The organism is Candidatus Omnitrophota bacterium (assembly GCA_025453395.1).
Lineage (GTDB): Bacteria > Omnitrophota > Gorgyraeia > Gygaellales > Profunditerraquicolaceae > JAlOQK01.
In genome coordinates, this window is sequence record JALOQK010000003.1 from 165,545 (window position 1) to 187,131 (window position 21,587).

19 protein-coding genes are annotated in these 21,587 nt (G+C 38.4%); 11 read left to right on the forward strand and 8 right to left on the reverse strand.

Annotated elements, in window-relative coordinates; all coding sequences use genetic code 11:
- Positions 1–1,161, forward strand: a complete 1,161-nt coding sequence (locus tag MUF05_04885) for a glycosyltransferase family 4 protein (protein ID MCU0666408.1) — start codon at positions 1–3, stop codon at positions 1,159–1,161.
- Here MUF05_04885 and MUF05_04890 read toward each other — a convergent pair.
- Genes MUF05_04890 through MUF05_04905 form a run of 4 tightly spaced genes read right to left on the reverse strand, consistent with a single transcriptional unit; the run spans position 1,130 to position 5,882 of the window.
- On the reverse strand, positions 1,130–2,134 hold the full coding sequence (locus MUF05_04890; GenBank protein ID MCU0666409.1) for a nucleotidyltransferase family protein: 1,005 nt from the start codon (positions 2,132–2,134) through the stop codon (positions 1,130–1,132). The genes MUF05_04885 and MUF05_04890 overlap by 32 nt on opposite strands.
- Entirely contained in the window at positions 2,127–3,362 is a 1,236-nt protein-coding gene (locus MUF05_04895; GenBank protein ID MCU0666410.1) for a glycosyltransferase family 4 protein, read from the reverse strand. The genes MUF05_04890 and MUF05_04895 overlap by 8 nt, the downstream gene beginning before the upstream one ends.
- On the reverse strand, positions 3,359–4,615 hold the full coding sequence (locus tag MUF05_04900) for an O-antigen ligase family protein (GenBank protein ID MCU0666411.1): 1,257 nt from the start codon (positions 4,613–4,615) through the stop codon (positions 3,359–3,361). The genes MUF05_04895 and MUF05_04900 overlap by 4 nt, the downstream gene beginning before the upstream one ends.
- Positions 4,608–5,882: an O-antigen ligase family protein gene (locus MUF05_04905; protein MCU0666412.1), complete on the reverse strand. Its 1,275-nt coding sequence runs from the start codon at positions 5,880–5,882 to the stop codon at positions 4,608–4,610. The genes MUF05_04900 and MUF05_04905 overlap by 8 nt, the downstream gene beginning before the upstream one ends.
- A gap of 180 nt (positions 5,883–6,062) precedes the next feature.
- On the opposite strand from MUF05_04905, the gene MUF05_04910 reads away from it, so the two are divergent.
- The 10 genes from MUF05_04910 (at position 6,063) to MUF05_04955 (ending at position 14,510) form a co-directional block, all read left to right on the forward strand.
- Positions 6,063–6,245, forward strand: coding sequence for a hypothetical protein (locus tag MUF05_04910; protein ID MCU0666413.1), 183 nt, complete (start codon positions 6,063–6,065; stop codon positions 6,243–6,245).
- A gap of 89 nt (positions 6,246–6,334) precedes the next feature.
- Entirely contained in the window at positions 6,335–8,299 is a 1,965-nt protein-coding gene (locus MUF05_04915; protein MCU0666414.1) for a radical SAM protein, read from the forward strand.
- A complete protein-coding gene (locus MUF05_04920; GenBank protein MCU0666415.1) occupies positions 8,289–8,462 on the forward strand; it encodes a hypothetical protein in 174 nt (57 codons plus the stop codon). The genes MUF05_04915 and MUF05_04920 overlap by 11 nt, the downstream gene beginning before the upstream one ends.
- Before the next feature lie 7 nt (positions 8,463–8,469).
- Entirely contained in the window at positions 8,470–9,666 is a 1,197-nt protein-coding gene (locus MUF05_04925) for a radical SAM protein (protein MCU0666416.1), read from the forward strand.
- A gap of 3 nt (positions 9,667–9,669) precedes the next feature.
- The gene (locus tag MUF05_04930; protein ID MCU0666417.1) at positions 9,670–9,843 is read left to right on the forward strand and encodes a hypothetical protein; all 174 of its coding nucleotides are present in this window, start codon (positions 9,670–9,672) and stop codon (positions 9,841–9,843) included.
- A gap of 53 nt (positions 9,844–9,896) precedes the next feature.
- Positions 9,897–10,199 (forward strand): PqqD family protein, encoded by a 303-nt coding sequence (locus MUF05_04935; protein ID MCU0666418.1) that lies wholly within the window; start codon positions 9,897–9,899, stop codon positions 10,197–10,199.
- Positions 10,200–10,203: 4 nt separating this feature from the next.
- A complete protein-coding gene (locus MUF05_04940) occupies positions 10,204–11,310 on the forward strand; it encodes a S24/S26 family peptidase (protein MCU0666419.1) in 1,107 nt (368 codons plus the stop codon).
- Positions 11,311–11,314: 4 nt separating this feature from the next.
- Positions 11,315–12,442, forward strand: a complete 1,128-nt coding sequence (locus MUF05_04945) for a radical SAM protein (GenBank protein MCU0666420.1) — start codon at positions 11,315–11,317, stop codon at positions 12,440–12,442.
- A complete protein-coding gene (locus MUF05_04950) occupies positions 12,439–13,446 on the forward strand; it encodes a glycosyltransferase (GenBank protein ID MCU0666421.1) in 1,008 nt (335 codons plus the stop codon). The genes MUF05_04945 and MUF05_04950 overlap by 4 nt, the downstream gene beginning before the upstream one ends.
- Positions 13,431–14,510: a hypothetical protein gene (locus MUF05_04955; protein MCU0666422.1), complete on the forward strand. Its 1,080-nt coding sequence runs from the start codon at positions 13,431–13,433 to the stop codon at positions 14,508–14,510. Before MUF05_04950 ends, MUF05_04955 begins: the two co-directional genes overlap by 16 nt.
- A 22-nt stretch (positions 14,511–14,532) precedes the next feature.
- Here the strand turns inward: MUF05_04955 and MUF05_04960 are convergent, their stop codons facing one another.
- From MUF05_04960 to MUF05_04975, 4 genes are all read right to left on the reverse strand, one after another.
- Positions 14,533–15,420 (reverse strand): glycosyltransferase family 2 protein, encoded by an 888-nt coding sequence (locus tag MUF05_04960; GenBank protein MCU0666423.1) that lies wholly within the window; start codon positions 15,418–15,420, stop codon positions 14,533–14,535.
- Between the two features lies 1 nt (position 15,421).
- Entirely contained in the window at positions 15,422–16,573 is a 1,152-nt protein-coding gene (locus MUF05_04965; GenBank protein ID MCU0666424.1) for a glycosyltransferase family 4 protein, read from the reverse strand.
- Positions 16,574–16,579: 6 nt separating this feature from the next.
- Entirely contained in the window at positions 16,580–17,803 is a 1,224-nt protein-coding gene (locus MUF05_04970) for a tetratricopeptide repeat protein (protein MCU0666425.1), read from the reverse strand.
- A gap of 155 nt (positions 17,804–17,958) precedes the next feature.
- On the reverse strand, positions 17,959–21,587 hold a 3,629-nt coding region (locus MUF05_04975; protein ID MCU0666426.1), incomplete at its 5' end, for a glycosyltransferase.

Genomic DNA, 21,587 nt, shown 5'->3' on the forward strand with positions numbered 1-21,587 from the left:
ATGAAAATATGCCTAGTCTCATTATTTCACCCTCAAAGAACTTCCGGCGGGATACAAACTTATTGCCGATGGCTAATAAAATACTTTGAAGATTCAAACATTGAATACCTCTATATAAGCCCTTTTGACTGCCCCAAGATTCTTGTTTTGCCGGTTTTTTCTCTGCGGCATATTCTTTTGAAACATTTTAAGACAATAAATATTATTTGGTACAGATCTTGGCATTATTTTTTCTTGAAGATTGCCTTAACCAAAAGATTAAAAGGGCAAGATATAGATATTGTGCAGGCGCATTGCCCGTTAAGCGCGTTAGCAGCTCTCAAGATAAGAAACAAATTAAAAGCTTCTTGGCCGGTTATTTTAAGGCTGGGGCTCAATGTTTCGCAGGCAGAGGAAGAAGCCACAAATGATAATATAAAAAGAGGCGGGGTGTATTATAAAAAGATAAAAAATTTAGAAAAAAACGCTTTTTTAGGCGTGGATGCGATTATCTTTAATTCATTCTATCTGAAAGATAAAGTCCTAAAAGAATATCCGGATTTATTAAATAAAAAAACAATAGTAATTCATAATGGGGTGGGCGTTGTTGATAGTAACCGGTCTTTTAAAGAAAAATCTGAAGTTTATAAGTTTATTAATATAGGAGAATTGAGCTTACGCAAGAATCAACAATTTTTAATTCATTTGATTAAGGATTTGTCAGGAAAAATACCGAATATAGAGTTGCATTTGGTTGGGCAGGGCCAAGAACATAAAAATTTAAAGATGTTAGCTAAGCGCCTTAGGGTTGAGGATAAAATTATTTTTCACGGGCTTGTGCAGGATGCGGCAAAATTAATTCCCGGGAAGTTCCTTTATCTACACTCTGCCCTTGAAGAATCTTATGGAATAGTCTTGGTGGAAGCTATGTCGCATGGGGTTATTCCTGTTTCTTTTGCAGTCGGTGGCGCGCAAGAAATTATTAAACATGGATACAACGGTTTTTTGGTTTCTCCGGGAGATATTAAAACATACGCTGAAATAGTGACAGATTTTATATTAGATAAAGAAAAGCATGCAGTTATAAGTAACAATGCTAGAGAAGAGTTTAGGAGGAGGTTTGATTATAAGCTTATGGGGGAGGCGGTAATTAATTTTTATAAGATTTTAAAAGTATCCTGAAGTAATCTTTAGGGTGGATAAGAATAAGCCACTTTGCCCATGAATTAAAAGGCGCGGTTTTATTGATGCCGTTTTTAAATAAATAAAATAATATTTTATTTAATCTGCTTAAAGGTAATTCTTGCTTGAGCTGTTTGGTGAGCTTGGTATTAAATAGCGTTTCGCAGCAGTAAAGACTAAATACAAGCGGCCCCAGAATCTGCCATTTTCTTGCCTGCCTTGCAATATACTTCCAGTTTAATCTATCTCCGTGTTGCAGTATGATTTCATTTATATCGCAAAAACGAAATAGCTTAACTTGCGGCCAATCAAAACGTACTTGAAGAGGAAGGGTCAAGAGCGTATCTTCCCATGACAATATCGTAACCTTGCGGTTATCAATAACAGCCTCCTTTGAATTCTTCCAGATAATTTCCATATCAATTGTGCTTAAATTAGGAGGTAAGAAATTCCAGTGCATCTCTATCATCAAGCCTGTTTTTCTAAAAGTATAAATATGCCCAGGTTGATAAGGATCCCGGATGTATCCCAATTGCTCCATAATTAAACACGCAGAATTTATGTTTTGCTCTTGGATCAGAAAATCAATATCCGCCATAATCCCGCGCAAGGCTGGGTTATAGTATAAGGTGTTTCCTAAAATAATCCCTTTTAATGGGATTATTTGTATGTTGTTTCTTAAAAACTCCTCATGAATGATCGAGAACTCTTTCCATAACTTTAGATTTCTGCCTAACCCGCAGTAGTAATACTCTTGCAATCTATCTATAATTTCTTTTGGGATAGTATCATTTTTCTCTAGAGAGGAAAGCGCATGATAAGTTAAAGCGGTAATCCCGTTTGTTATGGATAAGCTAACAAATTTATCCCAATCCAAAGCCTTGCCGTATTTTTCTAATATTTTGGCAACAACGTTTTGGTCAATGGCGGTGCGGCTTAAAGAAAGAAGTAATTTAAATTCCGGCTCAAACATTTTTTAAAGATAAGTATATTTTTTCTATATCAGAAACGTGATTTTGGATAGAATATTTTTGTGAATCAAGAAAAGCATTTTCGCTCATTTTTTCTTTCAACCGCGGGTTACTGATAAGTTTCTCTATTTTCTCATGCAGTTGTTCGGTGTCGTCCGGAGGAACCAAGTATCCGTTAAATCCGTCTTTGATTAATTCAGAGATCCCTCCAATCCGGCTTCCGATAACAGGGGTTCCCGCGGCGGCGCTCTCCAAAACCACATTGCCCAGTATTTCATAATAAATAGACGGCATAACTGTTACATCGCTTTCCTGGTAGCGCTTCTTTAATTCTATCCAAGGGATCTTGCCTAAAAAGGCGATCCTTTGGTCGTTTCCTGCTAATGCCCTTAAATCTCTCTCAAAAAATCCTTCTCCCACGATATTTAAGCGGGCATTTGGCGAAGTAATGTTTCTAAAAGCTTTGATAAGAATGTGCACGCCTTTGATTTTTACCAGCCTGCCGGCGTAAAGAATTCTGAACAGATTATCGTTTATTTTCTGGTGCGGATTTTCCGGATCAGTGTCTATGCCATTGGGCAGGACCCGGCAGACAGTGTTATTAAAGAATCCGTGATCCCGGTAAAGTTTTAAGCAAAATTCCGAAGGAGAAATAACCGTGCTTATTGTTTTTTGGATAAGGATTCTGGACAAAGCAATAAACATTCGGCATAAAACAGGAGGGTTTTGGCATATTTTTCCGTTACTGCGCAAGAAATCGCAACGCAGGCAAAGATAGCCATAAGAATGCAGGGATTGGACAATAGGGATTTTAGTTGATTTTAGAAGCCGTAATAGGAAAAAAGGGGAGAATCCGTGCAGAATATGGTTATGGATGATATCCGGTTTTTCCTTTTGGACAATAAGCCAGGCAAAGATAGCTGGCAGGGGGTTTATTAAATCAATGATCCTCCATAACCCCTTAGCAATTAAGCTTTTTTGGTGTGTGCTGTAAATAGAGAAAATGTTTAGAGGGTAAAAAGAATAAACCCGCAATCCTTCCTGGATGGTAAGTTTAGGCAACAGAGAAGAAAGCCCCTGATAAGGCCTTTGAGTGATAACGATTACATTATAGCCTTTTTCAAGAAGCCCGCGGCTTATCCTTTCGGCGCAGGTTTCCGCCCCGCCTATTTTGGCAGGAGCAGTGGTTTTTTCAGGCGTAAAGGCGTTAGTTATAGTGCAGATTTTCATTGTTCTGTGCGCGGCATGGTATTATTTTGGCAACCTGCAGTTGCGCCGGCAAGCGCCCAAAATAAATAAAACGGCGTCCACCAGAGAAACCCGTCAAAAGTAGCCATGTTTATAAGAAGCCCTGTAAAGCCCAAAATTAGCGCAAAAAACATATCTTTATTATCGCCTGCCATTTTTTTATAGGATCCGGCTGCCTTTTTAACTATGTGTATTAAGAACAAGACAAGACCCGTAAACCCAATTAATCCAGTCTCCGCTAAATGCATAAGATATATACTATCCGGTATCATCACTTCATGCGACAGCCTAATCTTGCCGCTATATTGGTTAAAAAGCATTCTGTAATGGTTAAGGCCTATTCCCACGAAGGGATGCGCTTTAAGCATATTGGCGGTGATAGAATATTGCATTGTCCTGTGGCTGTATCTTAAATAATTAAATAGATGTTCTATCCCAAAGCGCTTTCCTAAGCTTGCATCGGCAAAGGCCGACGTACTTATAATGGAGAAAATGATAAACCCGCCCCAGATAAGAAGTATCCAACCATGTTTCTTCTTTAGAAAAGCCCAAATTGATAGCATCAGTAAAAAAGCCAAGTATGTCCCCCGGGAATAGGTTAAGAATAAGGCAGAAAGAACTAATAAAAATAGGCTTAAATTTAACGCCCGCATCCTTAGGGATTGGGCTTTACGATAAAAATAATAGGCTATAGGAACGCAGGCAACTAAGTAAGAGCCCAGTATATTCGGATGGATCAAAGTTGACATCATCCGGCCTTCTTTTATAAAACGCTGGTAGAAGAAATTATCCACAAAATATTCATAGATAAAATTTTTCTTCAAGAGCATTTCAATATGCCCAAACAGTGATATAACTAAACCGCAAAGGCAAAGGCCGTATAAAAGTTGTCTTATGTTTTTATTATTTATTTCATTTTTATAGAGAAAATATATGGGGATGGCGCTTAGGCTTAAATCCCGGTAGAAATTCCAGGCTAGGGTTTTATCTTCGGCAAACCAGATATTTACTGAAATAAGCGCTAAGTATATCCAAAAAAAGAGGTCACTCTTATTAAAGAAATACTCTTTAACATTGAATTTGTGCCTGTAAATTGAAAGCAATAAAAAAATAAATAAGGCATATTTGACTTGCAGGCTATATTTAGACTGTAAGGGCTGTGGTATAAAAGTCAGCCACGCAATAAAGGCCAGCAAAAAAACGATAATCAAGCGGTAACTTATGTTTTTAAACATTTTCTTTAGTTTTCATTAACGAAGCCAGCATCCCGCAATATATCCAAAATAGATAAAATGGCACAGTCCAGTATAAGGCATCGTAATTGGCCATGCTCAAAAGCATCCCGCAAATTGCTGTTAGCAAAAATAGAGCTATCTCCTTGTTTTCGTTATTCCCGCCAAATTTTAAAAACTTAAAACCCATCTTTAATAATCTTGCCATAAAAAGGATAAAGGTAAAAAAGCCCAATAACCCAGTTTCGCCTAAGATAGAAAGGTACATATTGTCGGGGACCTTCCAATAATATGGAATCTTTTTTGTTGCGATGTAGTATCTGTCAAAGACATATCTAAAATTGCCTATACCTGCGCCTGTTAAGGGGTAATCCTTCAAGATGCTGGCAGTTGTAATAATCCTATTTATCCTGTGTTTGTAGGGCAGTATATTTGTCAGGCCCGATACCCTAATTTTCCAAGAAGGAAACTGTCTTTTCGATAAGAAAGTAAAACAAGCTATCATTAACGCGAAAGCGATAATAATGAAAAAAACTGTATTTCTATTTTTCTTATAATAAAAATACAAGATTGAAGTTACGGCACCCGCCAGAAAAATTATCAGAGTAAGCGTTAAAATAACTCCTATTGATATTAAGATAGCGCATAAAATTGCAAGTATCTTTATATAGCGTTTTTTTTCATTATAAATCAGGGAATATGCCGCCGGGATGCAGGCAATCAGGCATGTGCCTAAAGCCTGAGGCACTATTTGGGTTGATACGGCTCTGTGCTCTTTAATAAAGAAATTTTGATAAAATCCGTAATAATTTCTTAAATATAGGTTCTCGTAGATAATATTTTTACGAAAAATAGTTTCAATTATCGCGATAAAAGCCATAATGCTGGCCAAGATGCAGATGGTGATCATAAGCCGGCGCTTATTTTTTACTAATGGGAATCCATTCTTGAACAAATAATATATAATCGGGATTGGTACCGCATAACGGATATATTGATTTATTGCAATTTGTCTATTTTGGGCGAAGAAAACGCTTGATGTTACCATTAATATGTACGCCCATAAAAATGTATCGGTTTTATCTAGGGGAATGGCCCTGCCCATTGCGCGATTAGCAAGAATAATAAAAGATAAGGCCGCAAATAAAGAAATAATAATTAGATGCCCGTATTTACTTTGTATCGGCTCAACAAAAAAAGAAAGCCAGAGCGCCACAAGCAGGGCAAGGGCGCAAAACAAAAATTCAGACACTTTTTGCAGCTTTTTCATAGTTGTATTATATTATGCCTACCGGTATCCCGCAATTACTTTAAAAGTGTCAAGTTATCGTGCATATTTTCATTGTTTTTGCATGTGGGTTATGTTAAACTTAAATGTAATATAACAGAGTATGGAATACAAATTATTTGATTTGTTTGAGTAATTTTTGTTGAGATTAGGGAGGGCGTTATGAAAAAAAAGAAATGGGCGAGGCCACAGTTGATTGTAATAACCAGAGGAGATAGGCAGGAAATGGTTCTGCTTAAGTGTAAGACTTTTTCTGGCGGCTCAGGGACTGGCGCTTTTCATCCGGCGTGTCTGGGGGCTGATAAGGATTGTTGCGCGGGATGCTCGGATGTGATGGACAGCTAACCTTAACCCTTGCCCCCTTGGATTTTTGATAAATAAGTAGGGAATAGATACTTTCCAATCCAGTCCTTTCTAAGAAGAGATTTTTATAGATGTTAAAAGATTACTCAACATTAAAGAAAGTAAGAAATTTACCCCGCCTGCCATTAGAAGGCAATATTGATTTTACTTACCGCTGCAATAATAATTGCCGGCATTGCTGGTTGCGTATACCTGCTGATGCAGCAGAGAAAAAAGAAGAACTCACCTTTACTGAAATAAGAAAGATTGTTGATGAAGCAAGAAAGTTAGGTTGCCGCAAGTGGTTTATTTCCGGAGGCGAACCCATGCTTAGGCCGGATTTTGCGGAAATATTTGATTATCTTACCCGCGGCTCTGTTTCGTATTCCCTTAATACAAATGGTGCTTTAATCACTCCGGTTATCGCAGGGCTTATGAAACGTAAAGGCTCTAAGATGGTGGCTTTGTATGGAGCCACTGCTAAAGTCCACGACTATATTACCCGTAATCCCGGATCCTTCGAGGCAACCATACGCGGATTTTATTATCTAAAGGAAGCTGGCACAGGTTTTACAGTCCAACTAATTCCAATGAAGGATAATTATCATCAGCTTCAGGAAATGATAAAATTAGCTGAATCTTTGAGCAAGCACTGGAGAATCGGATCGGCATGGCTTTTTTTATCTGCCTGCGGCAGCGTGGAAAGAAACAAGGAAATAATACGCCAGAGGCTTGCGCCAAAAGAGGTAATTGAGCTGGATAAGCCGGATTTATCGTATGAAGAATCAAGCAGGGATTTACCTGTTCAAAATTGCAGCGCTGGAAACAAAAAATACCTGCTTTCCTCTTGCATAAAAACAAGGAATGATTTTCATATTGACCCTTACGGTAAAATGACCTTTTGTTCTTTTATTAAAGATCCTGCCTTGCGTTATGATTTAAGAAAAGGGAGTTTTCAAGAAGGCTGGGATAATTTTATCCCCTCTTTAGCTAACAAAATCAAGATTACCAAAGAATATAAAGAGCATTGCGGTTCCTGCGCGCTGCGTAAACACTGCCGCATTTGCCCGGTATATGCTTATTTAGAGCATCGCAAGTTTTCTGCCAAAATAGACTATCTCTGTGCCGTGGCAAAAGAAAATAATAAATTTAAAGAAAATTGGCAAGAAAAACACAGACGATATTATAAGATTGCCGGCATAACCATTCAGGTAGAATCTGATTTACCGATGGAAGAAAATACCTTTCATCCTAAATTTAAACATTTCGAAGTTGCCGGGCCCGGAGAAGATACTGTCCGCATAAGACATCATTTTTCTCTGCCGGATTTAGAGGGAAAAGATTTGGGAAAAGAATTATACCGCAAGCCGCCGTGGGCAATTTATAAAAATAATGGTTCTTGGATATATTTAGGTATTTCCCCGATACTGGAAGATAAGCAGTTGCATCGGACGGTGGTTTTTAATTCTACTCACACTCGTGCCAGAATTTATAATGATAAGGAAGATGTCTTTCGCAAAGGTAACTTGTATTCGCTAACACTGTTTCCTACTGACCAGATTCTCTTAGCCCGGCTTTTGGCAGATAGACAGGGTTGTTTCTTGCATTCCTGCGGAGTCAATCTTGACGGAAGGGGGCTGCTTTTTGCCGGTCATTCTAGCGCGGGAAAATCTACAATGGCTCAGATGTTAAAAGGAAAAGCCGAAATACTTTGTGATGATCGGATTATAGTCAGAAAGCAAAAGTCGGAATTTAAAATCTATGGAACCTGGAGCCATGGAGATGTGCCTGATATCTCTAATGCTTCGACTGCTCTACAAGCAATAATGTTTCTTGAGAAATTTGAGGATAATCAGCTTATTCTTATTAATAATAAGATGGAAATAGTTAAAAGATTATTGAGTTGTCTTATTAAGCCATTCCTTACTGTTGACTGGTGGGAGAAAACTCTTCCTTTAATTGAGAATATTGCTCAGAAAGTACCCTGCTATATATTGAGGTTTAATAAAAACGGTAAAGTTGTAGAGCTTTTAAGAGGAGGGCTGTATGGCCGATAAGAAAAAGAAATGGGCTGTTCCTCAGTTGATTGTTTTAACTAGGGGCAGAGCAGAAGAAAGGGTATTGTTAGTTTGTAAAAATCCGCCTAGCTCTTATGGAATGGCGGATGGTTCATGTAAAAAAGGAGGTGTTTATTTCTGTTCTGAAGATGGCTCCTCTTAGTTCAATTATGCAATACAGAAGTGCTTCTTTATCCCGCGGCTCTTATGTTGTAAGAAAAGATTTGAAGCAGGCTCATATTTGGCATAAATCAAAACTATTTTTATATCAGCTGGATATCGAATTGACAGAGCGTTGCAATAATAATTGCGTCCATTGCTGTATAAATCTGCCCGCCGGTGATTTAGAGGCAAAGAACAAAGAGCTTTCTACCGAAGAAGTCAAGAATATCCTTAAAGAAGCAGTTTCGCTGGGATGTTTGAGCGCAAGGTTTACCGGAGGCGAGCCGCTTTTAAGGGAAGATTTTGAAGAGTTGTATATTTTTGCGCGAAAACTGGGCTTAAAAGTCTTACTTTTTACAAACGCTACTTTAATTAACCAGCGTTTGGCGGATTTATTTTCGCGCATTCCTCCGCTAGAGAGAATTGAGGTTACGCTTTATGGGATGAAAAAGCAATCTTATGAGGCAGTAACGCGCGTTCTAGGCTCATTTGAAGCGGCATGGCGCGGGATCCGCTTATTATTAGAGAAAAAAATACCTTTTATGGTCAAAGGCGCGCTCTTGCCGTATAATAAAGGCGAAATAGATGAATTTGAAGCTTGGGCAGCGAAAATTCCTTGGATGGATAGGCCGCCGTCATATTCTATGTTTTTTGATTTGCGCTGCCGGCGTGATGGCATGAAGAATAAATTAATAAAAAATCTAAGAGTAAGCCCCGAAGCCGGGTTAAAAATTCTTAACCGTAGAAAAGGTAAATACATAAAAGAAATGAAAGAGTTTTGCGCAAAATTTATCCGGCCTCCCGCAGATAAACTTTTTTCTTGCGGTTCTGGTAAAGGCGGAGGCTGCGTGGATGCTTACGGAAATTTTCAGCCCTGCATGTTATTAAGGCACCCGGATTACGTTTATGATTTAAGGAAGGGCTCTTTGAAAGATGCATTAGAGAATTTCTTCCCCAAGTTAAGGGAAATAAAAGCAACCAATTCTGATTATTTAAATCGCTGTGCGAAATGTTTTTTAAAAGGTTTGTGTGAACAATGTCCGGCAAAATCCTGGGCTGAGCATGGCACGCTGGATACGCCAGTGGAATATCTTTGCGAAGTTGCCCACGCGCAGGCTGAATTTTTAGGGTTGATAAAAGAAAATGAGAAAGCTTGGGAAGTTGCTGACTGGCAAGAGAGGATTGATAGATTTAGCGGGAGGTAAAAAATGAAGCAAAAGAAATGGGCGAAGCCGAAGTTGACAGTATTAGTCAGAGGTTGTAATAATGAAAAGGTATTATTTGTCTGTAAGGTAGGTGGTGCAGGCCCAGATATTGGCCAGTGTGGATGCGAGACAAATGCTTCTGGTTGTCCGAAATGCAGCTTAAATATTGGCTCTTAATCAATCCTTAGGGATTGTGTGGTAATTCTAGCTCGAATTAACAGGAGGAAATAATGAAAATAAGCGTAAGCTTTGATAAAAGCTACAAACCATCCGAAGATGTGGTGGCGCGCCAGGTGCAGGGAGAATTCATAATTATCCCCATAACCAGCGGAGTAGGGGATGAAGAAGACGCAATATTTACGCTCAATGAGACCGGAAAGGCTGTCTGGGATAAATTAGACGGTAAAAAGACCTTAAAAAGCATAATAAATGAACTTGTTAAAGAATTTGATGCCCCTCTTGAAGAAATAGAAAAAGATATTTTAGGAATAACGAGTGAGTTGTTAAAGAAAAAAATGTTGGTTGAGGCTTAATGAAGTGGCTTGTAAAAACTTTTGCTACCAGGAATTCTGCGCACAGATTTATCAATATGCTCCTGTTTGCGACGATATAGATAAGAAAAATATCATTTCTTCGTCTTCCTATCCAAATAATCCGTGGGAAACTGGTTTAGTTCTACAAATGTTTGAATTAGGCAGATTATTTGTAGAAAAGAAGATGGTTAAATTTTCTCCTGAAGGGGCCTGCATGTATCCTTGCATTCGGCCGAAAGATATTTTACACATTGAGCCCAAAAGCGTAAGCGAAATTAGAGTTGGAGATATCGCGGTTTACCGTAAGGCAGGCCGATTATTTGCTCATCGCACGATTGCCAAAGGAAATAACGAGGGCCAAGATTATATTATTACCCGTCCGGATACCGCTTATTCCGGAAATGACGGAGCCAGTTTTGAACAGGATATTTTAGGAATAGTTAGCCGCATTCAAAGGCGAGGGGAAACTTTAAATACTGTAAAAAAAGATTACCCTTTTGTAAAACGGTTTTTCTTTAATCTTTACCTTAAGCATTATTACTTTAAGCAATATCTGTGGCGTAAAATAATTGATTTTATCAGTTATATACAACAGTATAAAGCTTACCGCTGGTTTGCCAGGTTTTTATTCATAAAGTCAAGCAAAGAAGTCCAATTTTCTTTGCAGGCGCCCATTAGCCCTAAAGCAAACAGCAAATTTTATAAGGAATTCTCTAAAACGGAACTTTTGGAATCTTTAAGCGGAGAGTTTCCTGTTTCGAAGTGGACGATTGCGTTAGAGATAAATTCAAAGCCGGCAGGTTATTTATCATTTGTTTTTAAACCTAAAGATTGCCCGTTTTCCGGCTGGTGGCTTTATGAATATAAGTTAAGGCTTAGATACAGAAGGACTAACTTAGAAGAAAAGCTTTTGCGAGAAGCGGATGATTTGTTTAAGCAGGCTGGCGCAACAGGGATATCCGTAAGCGTTCTTAAAGGCATGAATTTAGAGAAAAAGATTTTAAAGAACTTGGGGTTTAGAGAAATATCAACGCAAAAAGAAGTTTTCTTTAAAAATAAAGAGCCTGTTGAGCGCCTGATAATGAAAAAAGAAATTGGATCAAAGATTTAATTCTATGAAAGATAAATTTATTTCCAAAATTCCTTTGCCTAAATTTAAGCTTTGGGATAAGTTTAAGGACGCAGATAGAAAACTGGTTTCTTTTGATCTGGAAATCACTGCCCGCTGTAACAACAATTGCAGGCATTGCTATGTAAATTTATCTTGTCAAGACAGCAAGGCAAAATCGCGCGAACTTACCCTTGTACAAATAAAACATATAATTGACCAAGCCGCGGATTTAGGTGCCCTTTGGTGCCTTATTACCGGAGGAGAGCCTTTTTTAAGAAAAGATTTCTTTGATATTTATTTGTACATAAAGAAAAAAGGGCTTTTGGTCTCGGTTTTTACCAATGCCACTTTAATCAATGAGAAGCATATAGATTTCTTCAAGAAATATCCTCCCAGAGATATTGAGGTTACTGTTTATGGGGTTACTAAAGAGGTGTATGAGCGCGTTACTAGGATCCCGGGGTCTTTTAAAGCTTTTAGGCGGGGGCTGGATTCTTTATTGAAAAATAAAATACCAGTGCGGCTTAAGGCCATGGCGCTTCGTTCAAATGTTAAACAGCTGCCGCAAATCGCGCGATTCTGCCGCCAGAAAACCAAAGATTATTTTCGTTTTGATCCGTTATTGCATCTTCGTTTCGACAGGAATCAAAAAAGGAACGAAGAAATTAAATCTGAACGCTTGTTACCAGCAGAAATCGTAGCAATTGAGAAAGCGGACTCCGAGCGCTCGCAGGCATTACAAAAAAGCTGCGATAAATTTATTATCCCGGAATTATCCCATACCGGATGCAACCATCTTTTTCACTGCGGAAGCGGCAATGGGAGTTTTTATGTCAGTTTTGACGGGTATTTTAAATTATGCTCTTCACTTAATCATCCCGATTGTATGTATGACTTAAAAAAAGGATCTTTGGAGCAGGCTTACAATAAATTCGCGCTTAAAGTGCGGGATATGCGTTCAAATAACCCGGAGTTTCTTGAGAAATGCCGTAAGTGTGAACTTGTCAATCTTTGTCTCTGGTGCCCGGCGCATGCTTATCTTGAAACCGGCAAACTGGATACGCCGGTTGAGTATTTCTGCGAGGTAGCCCACCAGCGCGCAGAGCCATTATTAAATAACAGATTAAAGTGAGTATAAATATGGCGTATGTTTCAGTGATTATTCCCAGTTATAACAGCCAGGAAACAATAGAACAGTGTCTTGTGTCGGTGAGGCAGTCTACATACAAAGATTATGAGCTTATTGTTGTTGATGATGCAAGCTCTGATGATAGCTGTCCAATCGCCTCAAAATATGCGGATATGGTTATGCGGCTTACCGAACATTTAGGAAGAAGCCAGGCGCGTAATCGCGGGATAATGGCTTCGGCGGGCCAGATAATCGTTAACATAGACTCGGATGTCGTTATAAGGCCAGATACCATTGCGCGGATCGCGGATTATTTTATTAAACATCCTGATGTTTCTGCCGTGAACGGGCTTCTTTCAAAAGAACATCCTCACCCTGGGTTTTTCAGCCAGTATAAGAATCTCTATATGCATTATATATTCAACAAGCTGCCTGAAAAAGTAACTTTTTTGTATGGTTCAATACATGCTTTTCGGCGCGAAGATGCCTTGCTATATGGTTGTGACGATATGACAGCTGACGATACTGCTTTGGGGCAAAAGCTTTTGGCTTGGGGCAAACAAATTGGTTTTATAAAGACCCTGGAAGTCGTCCATCTAAAAAGATATAACTGGTTTTCATTTATTAAAAATGACTTTCAAATTCCTTTTGATTGGGGCAAGATTTTCCTTAAATATCAAGGCTGGAAGCAGCTAGGCAGGAACAAAACAGGCTTTGCTCATTCGCCAAAGGAACAGCTGATAAGCACGTTGTTAGCCCCCGTAATTATTCTATCAGGCATCTTAAGCCTATCGGGGAATTTAAATTATTTAGTTGTATTATTTTTAACTGTGGGGTGGCTCCTTCTTAACGTTAATTTTCTCGCGTTTCTTATTAAAGAAAGAGGATTTCTTTTTGGAGTTCTTGCATTTTTTGTTACTTTCCTTGATAATATAGTAATGGCTTGTGGCATTGTCTGCGGGTTTACCGCTTTCTTGCTGCGCAAAAAAATATGCAAAAATCAATAACCGGGGCAGGGTTAATGCGTTTCGGATTAGACTTACCGGACACAATTCAGTTTTATAGTGCCAAGTTCTCTTTTTATGGATTTGTAATCCAGGTCAAGTGCCAGGATATGCAGACCCTGCAGAAGATTCAAAGAGACTATTCATTCTTCTTAAATCAAGAAGCATTCCCTGAGGTATTTTTTGAGGTTTTTAACTATGCCCCTGATTACAGCAAGCTTCCTTGCGTTACGGCGCATCTATACACTCCCCGCAATATCTGTTACAAACAAGAAGGAGTTTCTTTTCTTGATTATTTCGGCAAGGGGTTAATGATTATTAATCAGGATAGAGATGTTTATCAGGTTTTTTGCGCGGATGAACATTTAAGGCACGAGATCGTTTTTTTGTCTATTATGTCGCTTGTGGGAGAGAACCTTGATTCAAGAAATATTCATCGGGTGCACGGCTTAGGCCTTGCGGTAAATAATCAGGGTGTTTTGATCCTTTTGCCAAGCGGTGGCGGAAAAACTACTTTTTTATTGGATATTATTAAGAATCAATCCGTTAGGCTTTTATCAGAAGATTCCCCGCTTATAGACGCATCCGGCAGGATGTTGGCGTTTCCTCTTAGGATCGGTGTTTCGCATGAAAATAAGCCTCGCGATATCCCTGAAGGGCAAATGCATCTTATCAATAGAATGGAGTTTGGGTCAAAGTATGTGATAGATGTGGATTTTTTCAAAGATAAAATCGCCAAGGAGCCGGTTGTCCTGCGGCATATTCTTTGCGGGGTAAGATGTTTAGGCAATCAGTCCGGGATCAAGAAGATATCCAAATATTATGCGTTTAAGCAGTTGGTGCAGAATTCAGTAGTCGGATTGGGCCTGTACCAGGGTGTTGAGTTTTTGTTTCAGAGGGGGCTCTGGGAGGCGCTTAAGAAAAGCGGCGTTATTCTTTCACGGCTTAAAAATAGCTGTAAAATCCTCTCTCAAGCCAGCTCCTATTCGTTTATCATCGGGCCTGATCGCAGCAAGAACGTGAAGGAATTCATGGATTTTTGCAGGGCCCATGCGGAACGCGTATAATAATTCATTGGCGCGATACGCGCTATAGCGCGCGTTTCTTAAGCATTTTCGGGATTAAATTTGCGGTTTGAGCCATGCTTTTCAGGAAGAGCTTTGGGCTGTATATCAGACGGTAAAGATCCCTCCAGATGTCGTAAAGAAAAAACACTCCCAGAAATCTTATCAGGCCTTCGGGGGATTCATTTTTCAGAATCATCAGATATCTGTTGCGCAAGCTTAGATAAACGGTATCTTTATTATTGCTTCGTGAGATTCCTCCAAGATGCGTGCATACGGCATCAGGGTAAAATAACGTCCGCCAGCCTTTTCTTTGCAATCGCCAGCTTATATCTACATCTTCAGCTATGCAAAAAAAATCTTCATCAAAGTATTCATCTTTATATTTTACCGATTCCAAGGCATCCTTTCTATATAGAACTGCTGCGGCGCATGCTCCAAAAATATACCTTTGTTTGTTAAATTCAGCGTTATCTAATTTACCTGAGCCGATATCGTAGAATCTGCGTAAAAAAGTCAAGGCTATCCCGGTAGTATCTATGGTTTTCTCATCTTTTTTAAGTACTTTTGGCTGTATTGCTGCGATATCGTCAGATGTTTCTATGGCGCTCTGAAGGCTTGATAGAAATTTATCTTTCAAGATAACATCATCATTCAAGCATAAGACATATTTGCCAGTTGCTTTATTTATGCCCTGATTTAATGCTTTGGAAAAACCGTAATTATCAGGGTTTTCTATTAATAGGATTTGCGGGTATTCTTTCTTAAGGATTACTGGGGTTTGATCTTTAGAGCCATTGTCCACAATAATTATTTCATAATTTTCTTCGTCTTGCTTAAGAACAGAATTAAGACATTTACGTATTTGGTTACTGCAGTTATGGGCAGGGATAATTATTGAGATTAAATTCATTTTATTTGGGTTTCATGGCTAAATCATCATAAATAGCCTCGTATTGATCCAGAAGCTTATCCCAGGAATAATATTGTTCGACCGCGGCGCGGCCTTTTTTTGCCATCCTGTTACATTCATCGGGATTCTTTAATAATTCTACCACGGCATTGGCAAATTCTTTTGGATTATCAGCGATTTTAAGTTCATCAGGATGAAAACCCCTGGCTCCAACTGAAGTCGATACCACGGGGACTCCTAATGCCATTGCCTCAATAATTTTATAGCGCATCCCCGTGCCATAACGAATAGGAGCGATAAAAATTTTTGCTTCCGAGTAGGTCCCCGCGAGGTTTTCTATGTATCCAGATACAGTTATATTTGTATTCTCTTTGGCCAAGCGTATTATACTTTCAGCAGGGTTGCAGCCCGTGATTACAAGAGAAACACTTGGCAGGTTTTTCTTGACTAAAGGCAGTATTTTTTTACAGAAATATAATATCGCATCTACATTTGGTGAATGTAAGAAATTTCCGACACAAAGCAGGTCATATCGCGTATTTGTTATGTGTTTTGTTTGGTAAGCATTTAGATCTATCCCCAAGGGGATAATTTTGATATTTTCCCTGCCATACCGCGTGCGAATGATATTTCTATCCTGATTTGAAAATACGACAATCGCATTGAATTTAGCGTACCACCTTTTTTCTTCAAGATATTTCTTTATGCTTCTGGAATATAAAATAATCTTATGAAAAAAGTTATTTTTAAGTACAGCCTTTTGCAAAAAAGATTCCGATAGTATTTCATGCTCTACTAAAATACGAGGCGCTCTAATGTATTTTGGTATATATCTATTCATATAAGACTGTTCGCACTGGATAATATCGATATCCTCATTTTTACACAGTGAAGCAATTTCTTGCTTAAATGCTCTGCAGGTATGCGGGTAGCGCGAATAATCTTTTAAGAACTCTAGCTTCAAGCTTTTGCAAAAAGGGCTAATTTTATCTATTTTTTCTCTATCATCTTGGCTGCAAAATGAGAAAAGATATATAAGATGCCCGCGGCAAGAAAGTAGCCTTATGTAATCATAAACTTTCCTAGGGAAAGCAGCGCTATCAAGAGAAGGTAGATAAGGCGAGAATAAGGCAACGCGTAATTTATTGGGCATGAAGTTTTACTTATCAAAAATTTCTTTGGTAATTACTCTGGCTATATTTTCTGCTAAAAGCTGGTTACCTTTAGCAGTGCAGTGTCCGAAATCGCCTCCGAACATATCCCTAAAATAGGCCTGGTAATTTTCCTTATCCACAGCGTTTTTAAACACGGCTTCATTATCAACAAATATAATTCCCTCCGGATTGGGGAATATCTGTTTGAGCGGCAATACGCTACGCATAGGATACTGCACGCAGACTAGGCGCGTACCCTGTTCTTTCAAGATCTGCCACAGCCTATGGTAATTATTGATTGTTTCAGCTGCGTAATAAGCTTTTACGGCCTTTGCTGTAAGGAAATCGCTCAAATAATAATTACCTTGAGCGCGGTAAAGCGAAGAAAGCGCTCCATAAATCTTCGCTGTCCTTATATTAAATTGAATTGCTTTTTGCAAAAGTTTTTCCGCCTTTTCATATTCATTTTGTTTCAGGTAGATTGGATAAAGTTCAAGATATGGTCTATCATTATAGGGGTCGAGCTCATTGGCCTTTTTAAAAAATTCTTCAGCCAAGGCATATTCGCCAAGGCATTGTTTGACAAGGCCCATCCAGAAATATGCATCATAATTGGATGGGTTTACTTTTATTGCTTCCTCAAATGCTTGGTTCATATCAGTAAAACGCTGCTGGTAATAATAAAGCCAGATCAGATATCCGTAAGCCCTGCCTCTAGGGTTCAAAACGATTGCTTTCTTTAACTCTATTTCTGCTTCGGCGCGTTTTCCAAGGGAATTATATAGGTGTCCAAGATTAGCGCATTGTTCTGAGAGCTCCAAAGAATTATTTACAGGGTAAGAATTATTTGTAGAATTCGAAGAATATTTTTTATCAGCGGTTTGTATTTCTTGTAAAATTCGATTGATATTTAGCCAAAGATAAACCCCTGCTTTATATATCCTCAAGGAAGTCAAAAATGGTTTTTTAACCGAAGTATTTAATAGTTCCACGGGGATATAAGCTATTTGGCCATTGTCCATCCTGTCATTAATCCCCATCATTGCGATTACCATATCCGGTCTATACTGTTTTATATTTTGCTCAACATTTAAAAGTAAATGCGATGTGCCAATTCCGGGTAACCCACAATCTACCACGCTAAATTTAATGCCGAATTTATTTTGGTTTAGTATTCTTTCAAGAAAAGAAGGATATTCTCCCGCTGTTGTTGATTCTCCGATGCACATGATACGATAAGCACCAGTGTTCTTTATAGAACAGTAATTCCTATATTTTTGAATACTGATAAACACAAAGCCAGCTGTTCGTAAGCCCGCTTCGATTAATGCTGTCGACAGTACAAGCCCCAGTATTATTAAGGAGATTTTCTCTAAAACAGGCTTCATCTTACGATATTTTCCTCCAAATATATGAATTCGATACTGCATTTGCAAAAATCTAATGTGCAGGGCATAGCTTTATCAAGACATCCAAATTCTTTATCTTTGACGTTGCCAATTCTAGTTTCGTCACTAGCGCATCTAAAAATTGAGCCATCAGGAGAAACTCGGAAATATGCCATACCCGCTCTGCATAATTTACCTCTAGGGCTTATATTATTTAAATAATAATCATTAGAGTGATCTTTAATTAACAAAGAAATTAAATCTTTTTCGGCAGTGGTGTATTCCTTGGGGTATGTTCGGGATTGATATTCTCCCATAAATGGAAGGATGCATACACCAGTGCCTATCTCAAGAAATCTTTTCTGGAAATAAGCTAACTTATCTAATAGTGGAGGATAAGCCACTATTATTGGCTCAATAACCCATCCGTTATCTATTAAAGCGCGCATTTTCTTAAGATATTCATCTAAATCTGCGCAATGAGGATGGAAAGATGGATGTAATGCTAATCTCTGGGGGGAGAAGATGTTAACGACCTTTCTTATATCAAATGATAAATTAGTGCATATCTCCACGCGGTGCCATAAAGTAATTTTTTTCATTAATTCAAAGAAGGCAGGGTAGACAGTTGGTTCCCCTCCGGCAATAACTATTTTAATCTCACCGTATTTCTGATACATTCTTCTCCAGAAGCTTACCCATTCCTGGAAACTAACTATTAGCTTTCCAGATAAGTCATAGGCAGGGTCACTGTAACTATTGTTAAGACAATAGGGGCATTTATAATTACATTTAAAGGGGAAGTCCCAGCCCGCAGCTAATCCTGCTGAAGGGATATTAATATTTTCATCAATTGGTTCTTCTTCAGGTTCCATGGTTGATAACATTAGCCTTCTGCGCAACAATTCTTCTTGTTCAAAAGTTTTATTCACATCGTAATAATCTTTAATTACCTTTTTGGCATTGCTTGCCATTGTGTTCCTTTTAGTTTTATCCTGTAAAAGATCCAAAACCTTATTTGCGAAGTCTTCTCTTGATGAGGCGATATAGAGATCTTTCCCGTTAACAGCTTTTAACCCACTAGCCGCTTCTTCTGTAGCGACAACCGGGACTCCCGCAGCCATGGCTTCAAGTATTTTGACTTTTATCCCAGAGCCTAAACGGATAGGTACTACCAAAATTTTTGCCCTTGCGAGATATTCTTTCACATCCCCAACCTCTCCTGTTACAGAAATATTCTCATTGTCTTTAATGCCGAATTCTTCTTTTCTTAGGCCTGAGCCTATTATATTGAATTTAAATTTGGGGTTATTTTCCTTAATAAGCGGGAGTATCTTCTTAATAAAATATCGCAACCCATCGATATTGGGATAATGCAACATGTGTCCGATAAATAAAATATCGATGTCCCTGGGGCAATCAGAATGTGGTTTGTAATTATCAACATCAATGCTTATTGGGATTATGTTGATTTTATCAGCAGATGTAGCTTTTTGGATAATCCTCGCGTCTTCATCCGTAAAGGCAATAATCTTATCAAAATAGCGGTAAATATTTTTCTGGAATCTTTTAAAATTCATCCAGTCAAGAAACCGGAAGATCTTCCCAAAGGCCGGTTTTTCACATGATTTATTCAAGGTATAAATACTGGCATCGTGTTCTACCAATATTTTTGGAATGCCAGAGATGGACTGGGCATAATATGCCATATTGGCATATTCAACCTGGACTAAATCTATAGGATGAGCTTGCAGGCAATTCTTAATTGTCTCTTCCATTTCCTTAGAATAAAAATATTTTACAAATATAGGCAGGGAAATCTTATCAAAACGGCTCTTCCAGGTAGGATCACAAACAACCGTATGAACCTGTTTACATAGTTTATTTAATTCCGGCAGGTATTGTTTTTCTTCAAGATGCCTTATGAAAGAAATTAAAATAATATCATATTTTTCAGAAAGTTTATTAAGCGAGGTAAACATCTTGACCTGGCCGCCAGACTTTACCGGGAGCGGGAGGAAAGGGGTAATTAACAAAAGGGTTTTGTTGCTTTGCGGGTTATTGGTTAAAAGCTTATTCTTGATGTTGATAGAGTAATTAAAAAACTCAAGCGGCTTAGACAATACTTCTTTATCATTGCGTAAGATATGCTGTTCTTCTTTCATCCGATGAGCGATAGTTAATGGCAGCCAGTTTAATGCCATCAAGTATCCCCTTAAGAACTGTTTTCGTTCCATCTTTCTTCTTAAGAAATACAAGGGCAAGAATAAGAAATGCTGCATTGTCATATTAAAATCGGTGATATTCTTCCAGGTAAACAATAGCTCATTCTTTATCTCAATCGAACGTTTGAATGGCCCGATTGTCCCGTGGACTTTATGGAAGACTGTGCTTTTAGGCTCATAAACAACGCGCAGGTTTCTTTTTAATGCCCTGTAGGATAGATCTATATCCTCCCAGCAGTATGGTTTAAAGATTTCATCAAGCCCTCCCAATGCCAAGAAATCACTTTTTCTGAAGCAAACCGCACATCCGATACCAAATACTGTTGGTTGAGCAGTATTTATCACGGGATATCCATGAATGTCGCGTTCGTTCCAAATGTGAATATACCCATGTTGAAAATCTCCTACATACATGCCGGTGGCAAATGTTTTTCTGTCCCATTCGTACAGCCGAGGCGAAACCGAAAAGATGTCTTCATTATCAAGATGCGCTATCAGGGGTTTATGAAAATCATCAGAAACAATAATGTCGTTATTAAGCAAAATTATTATTTTATTTCTTGCTTGTTTTATTCCTAGGTTGCAACTTGCTCCAAAGCCAAGATTTTTCTTATTGCAGATTAAAGTAACTTGCGGAAAATTTTCCCTAACAAAAGCTACGCTATCGTCAGAACTGGCATCATCAACAATTAAAACTTCGTGTTTGTTATCTTGGAAATCACGTATCTTGAATATTGACGAAAGACATTCCTTTAAATAATGACAACCACTATAATTCGGGATAACAATAGTGATGTTTTTATCTTTATTGTAAATTCTACTTTGGTTAAGTTTGCTGGTATTATTCTTTCGTAATAATATCAATGGCGCCCAGAGCGTTCTTTCGATCAGCAGAATCATGAAGATAAAAAGATTCATTAAATACAGTGGAGCCAAAATAATAAGATAAACTAATTCTCTAGAAGCGTATTTAATAAAACGTACGGCTTCCTTGGCTTTCCATAAAAACAGCCACATGGGCCGTAATAAAAATCGGTATCCTTCAGAAGAATAGATACTCTCAAGTTCTTTTTGTTTCTGTTGTAGAGTCCTCTCAACTGCAGAAAGATTATCCTGAATCCTGGATATGTTTTGACTTAGTTGCCCGAGTTGATCATGAGCAAGGGATAACTCATCTTTAGTTTTAGCTGCGGTTGATTTAGATTCAGAAAGCTCTGTTTCTTTTTTAGCCAAGAGGCCTTTAGTCTGGCTAAGTTCTGTTTGCGCTTGAGATAATTCTTTCTGGGTTAAAGAGAGGTTTTCATTTAGGCTGCCTAAGGTTGATCTGGATTCAGAAAGCTCTGTTTCTTTTTTAGCCAGCAGGTCTTTGGCCTGGGTAAGCTCTGTCTGGGCTTGAGATA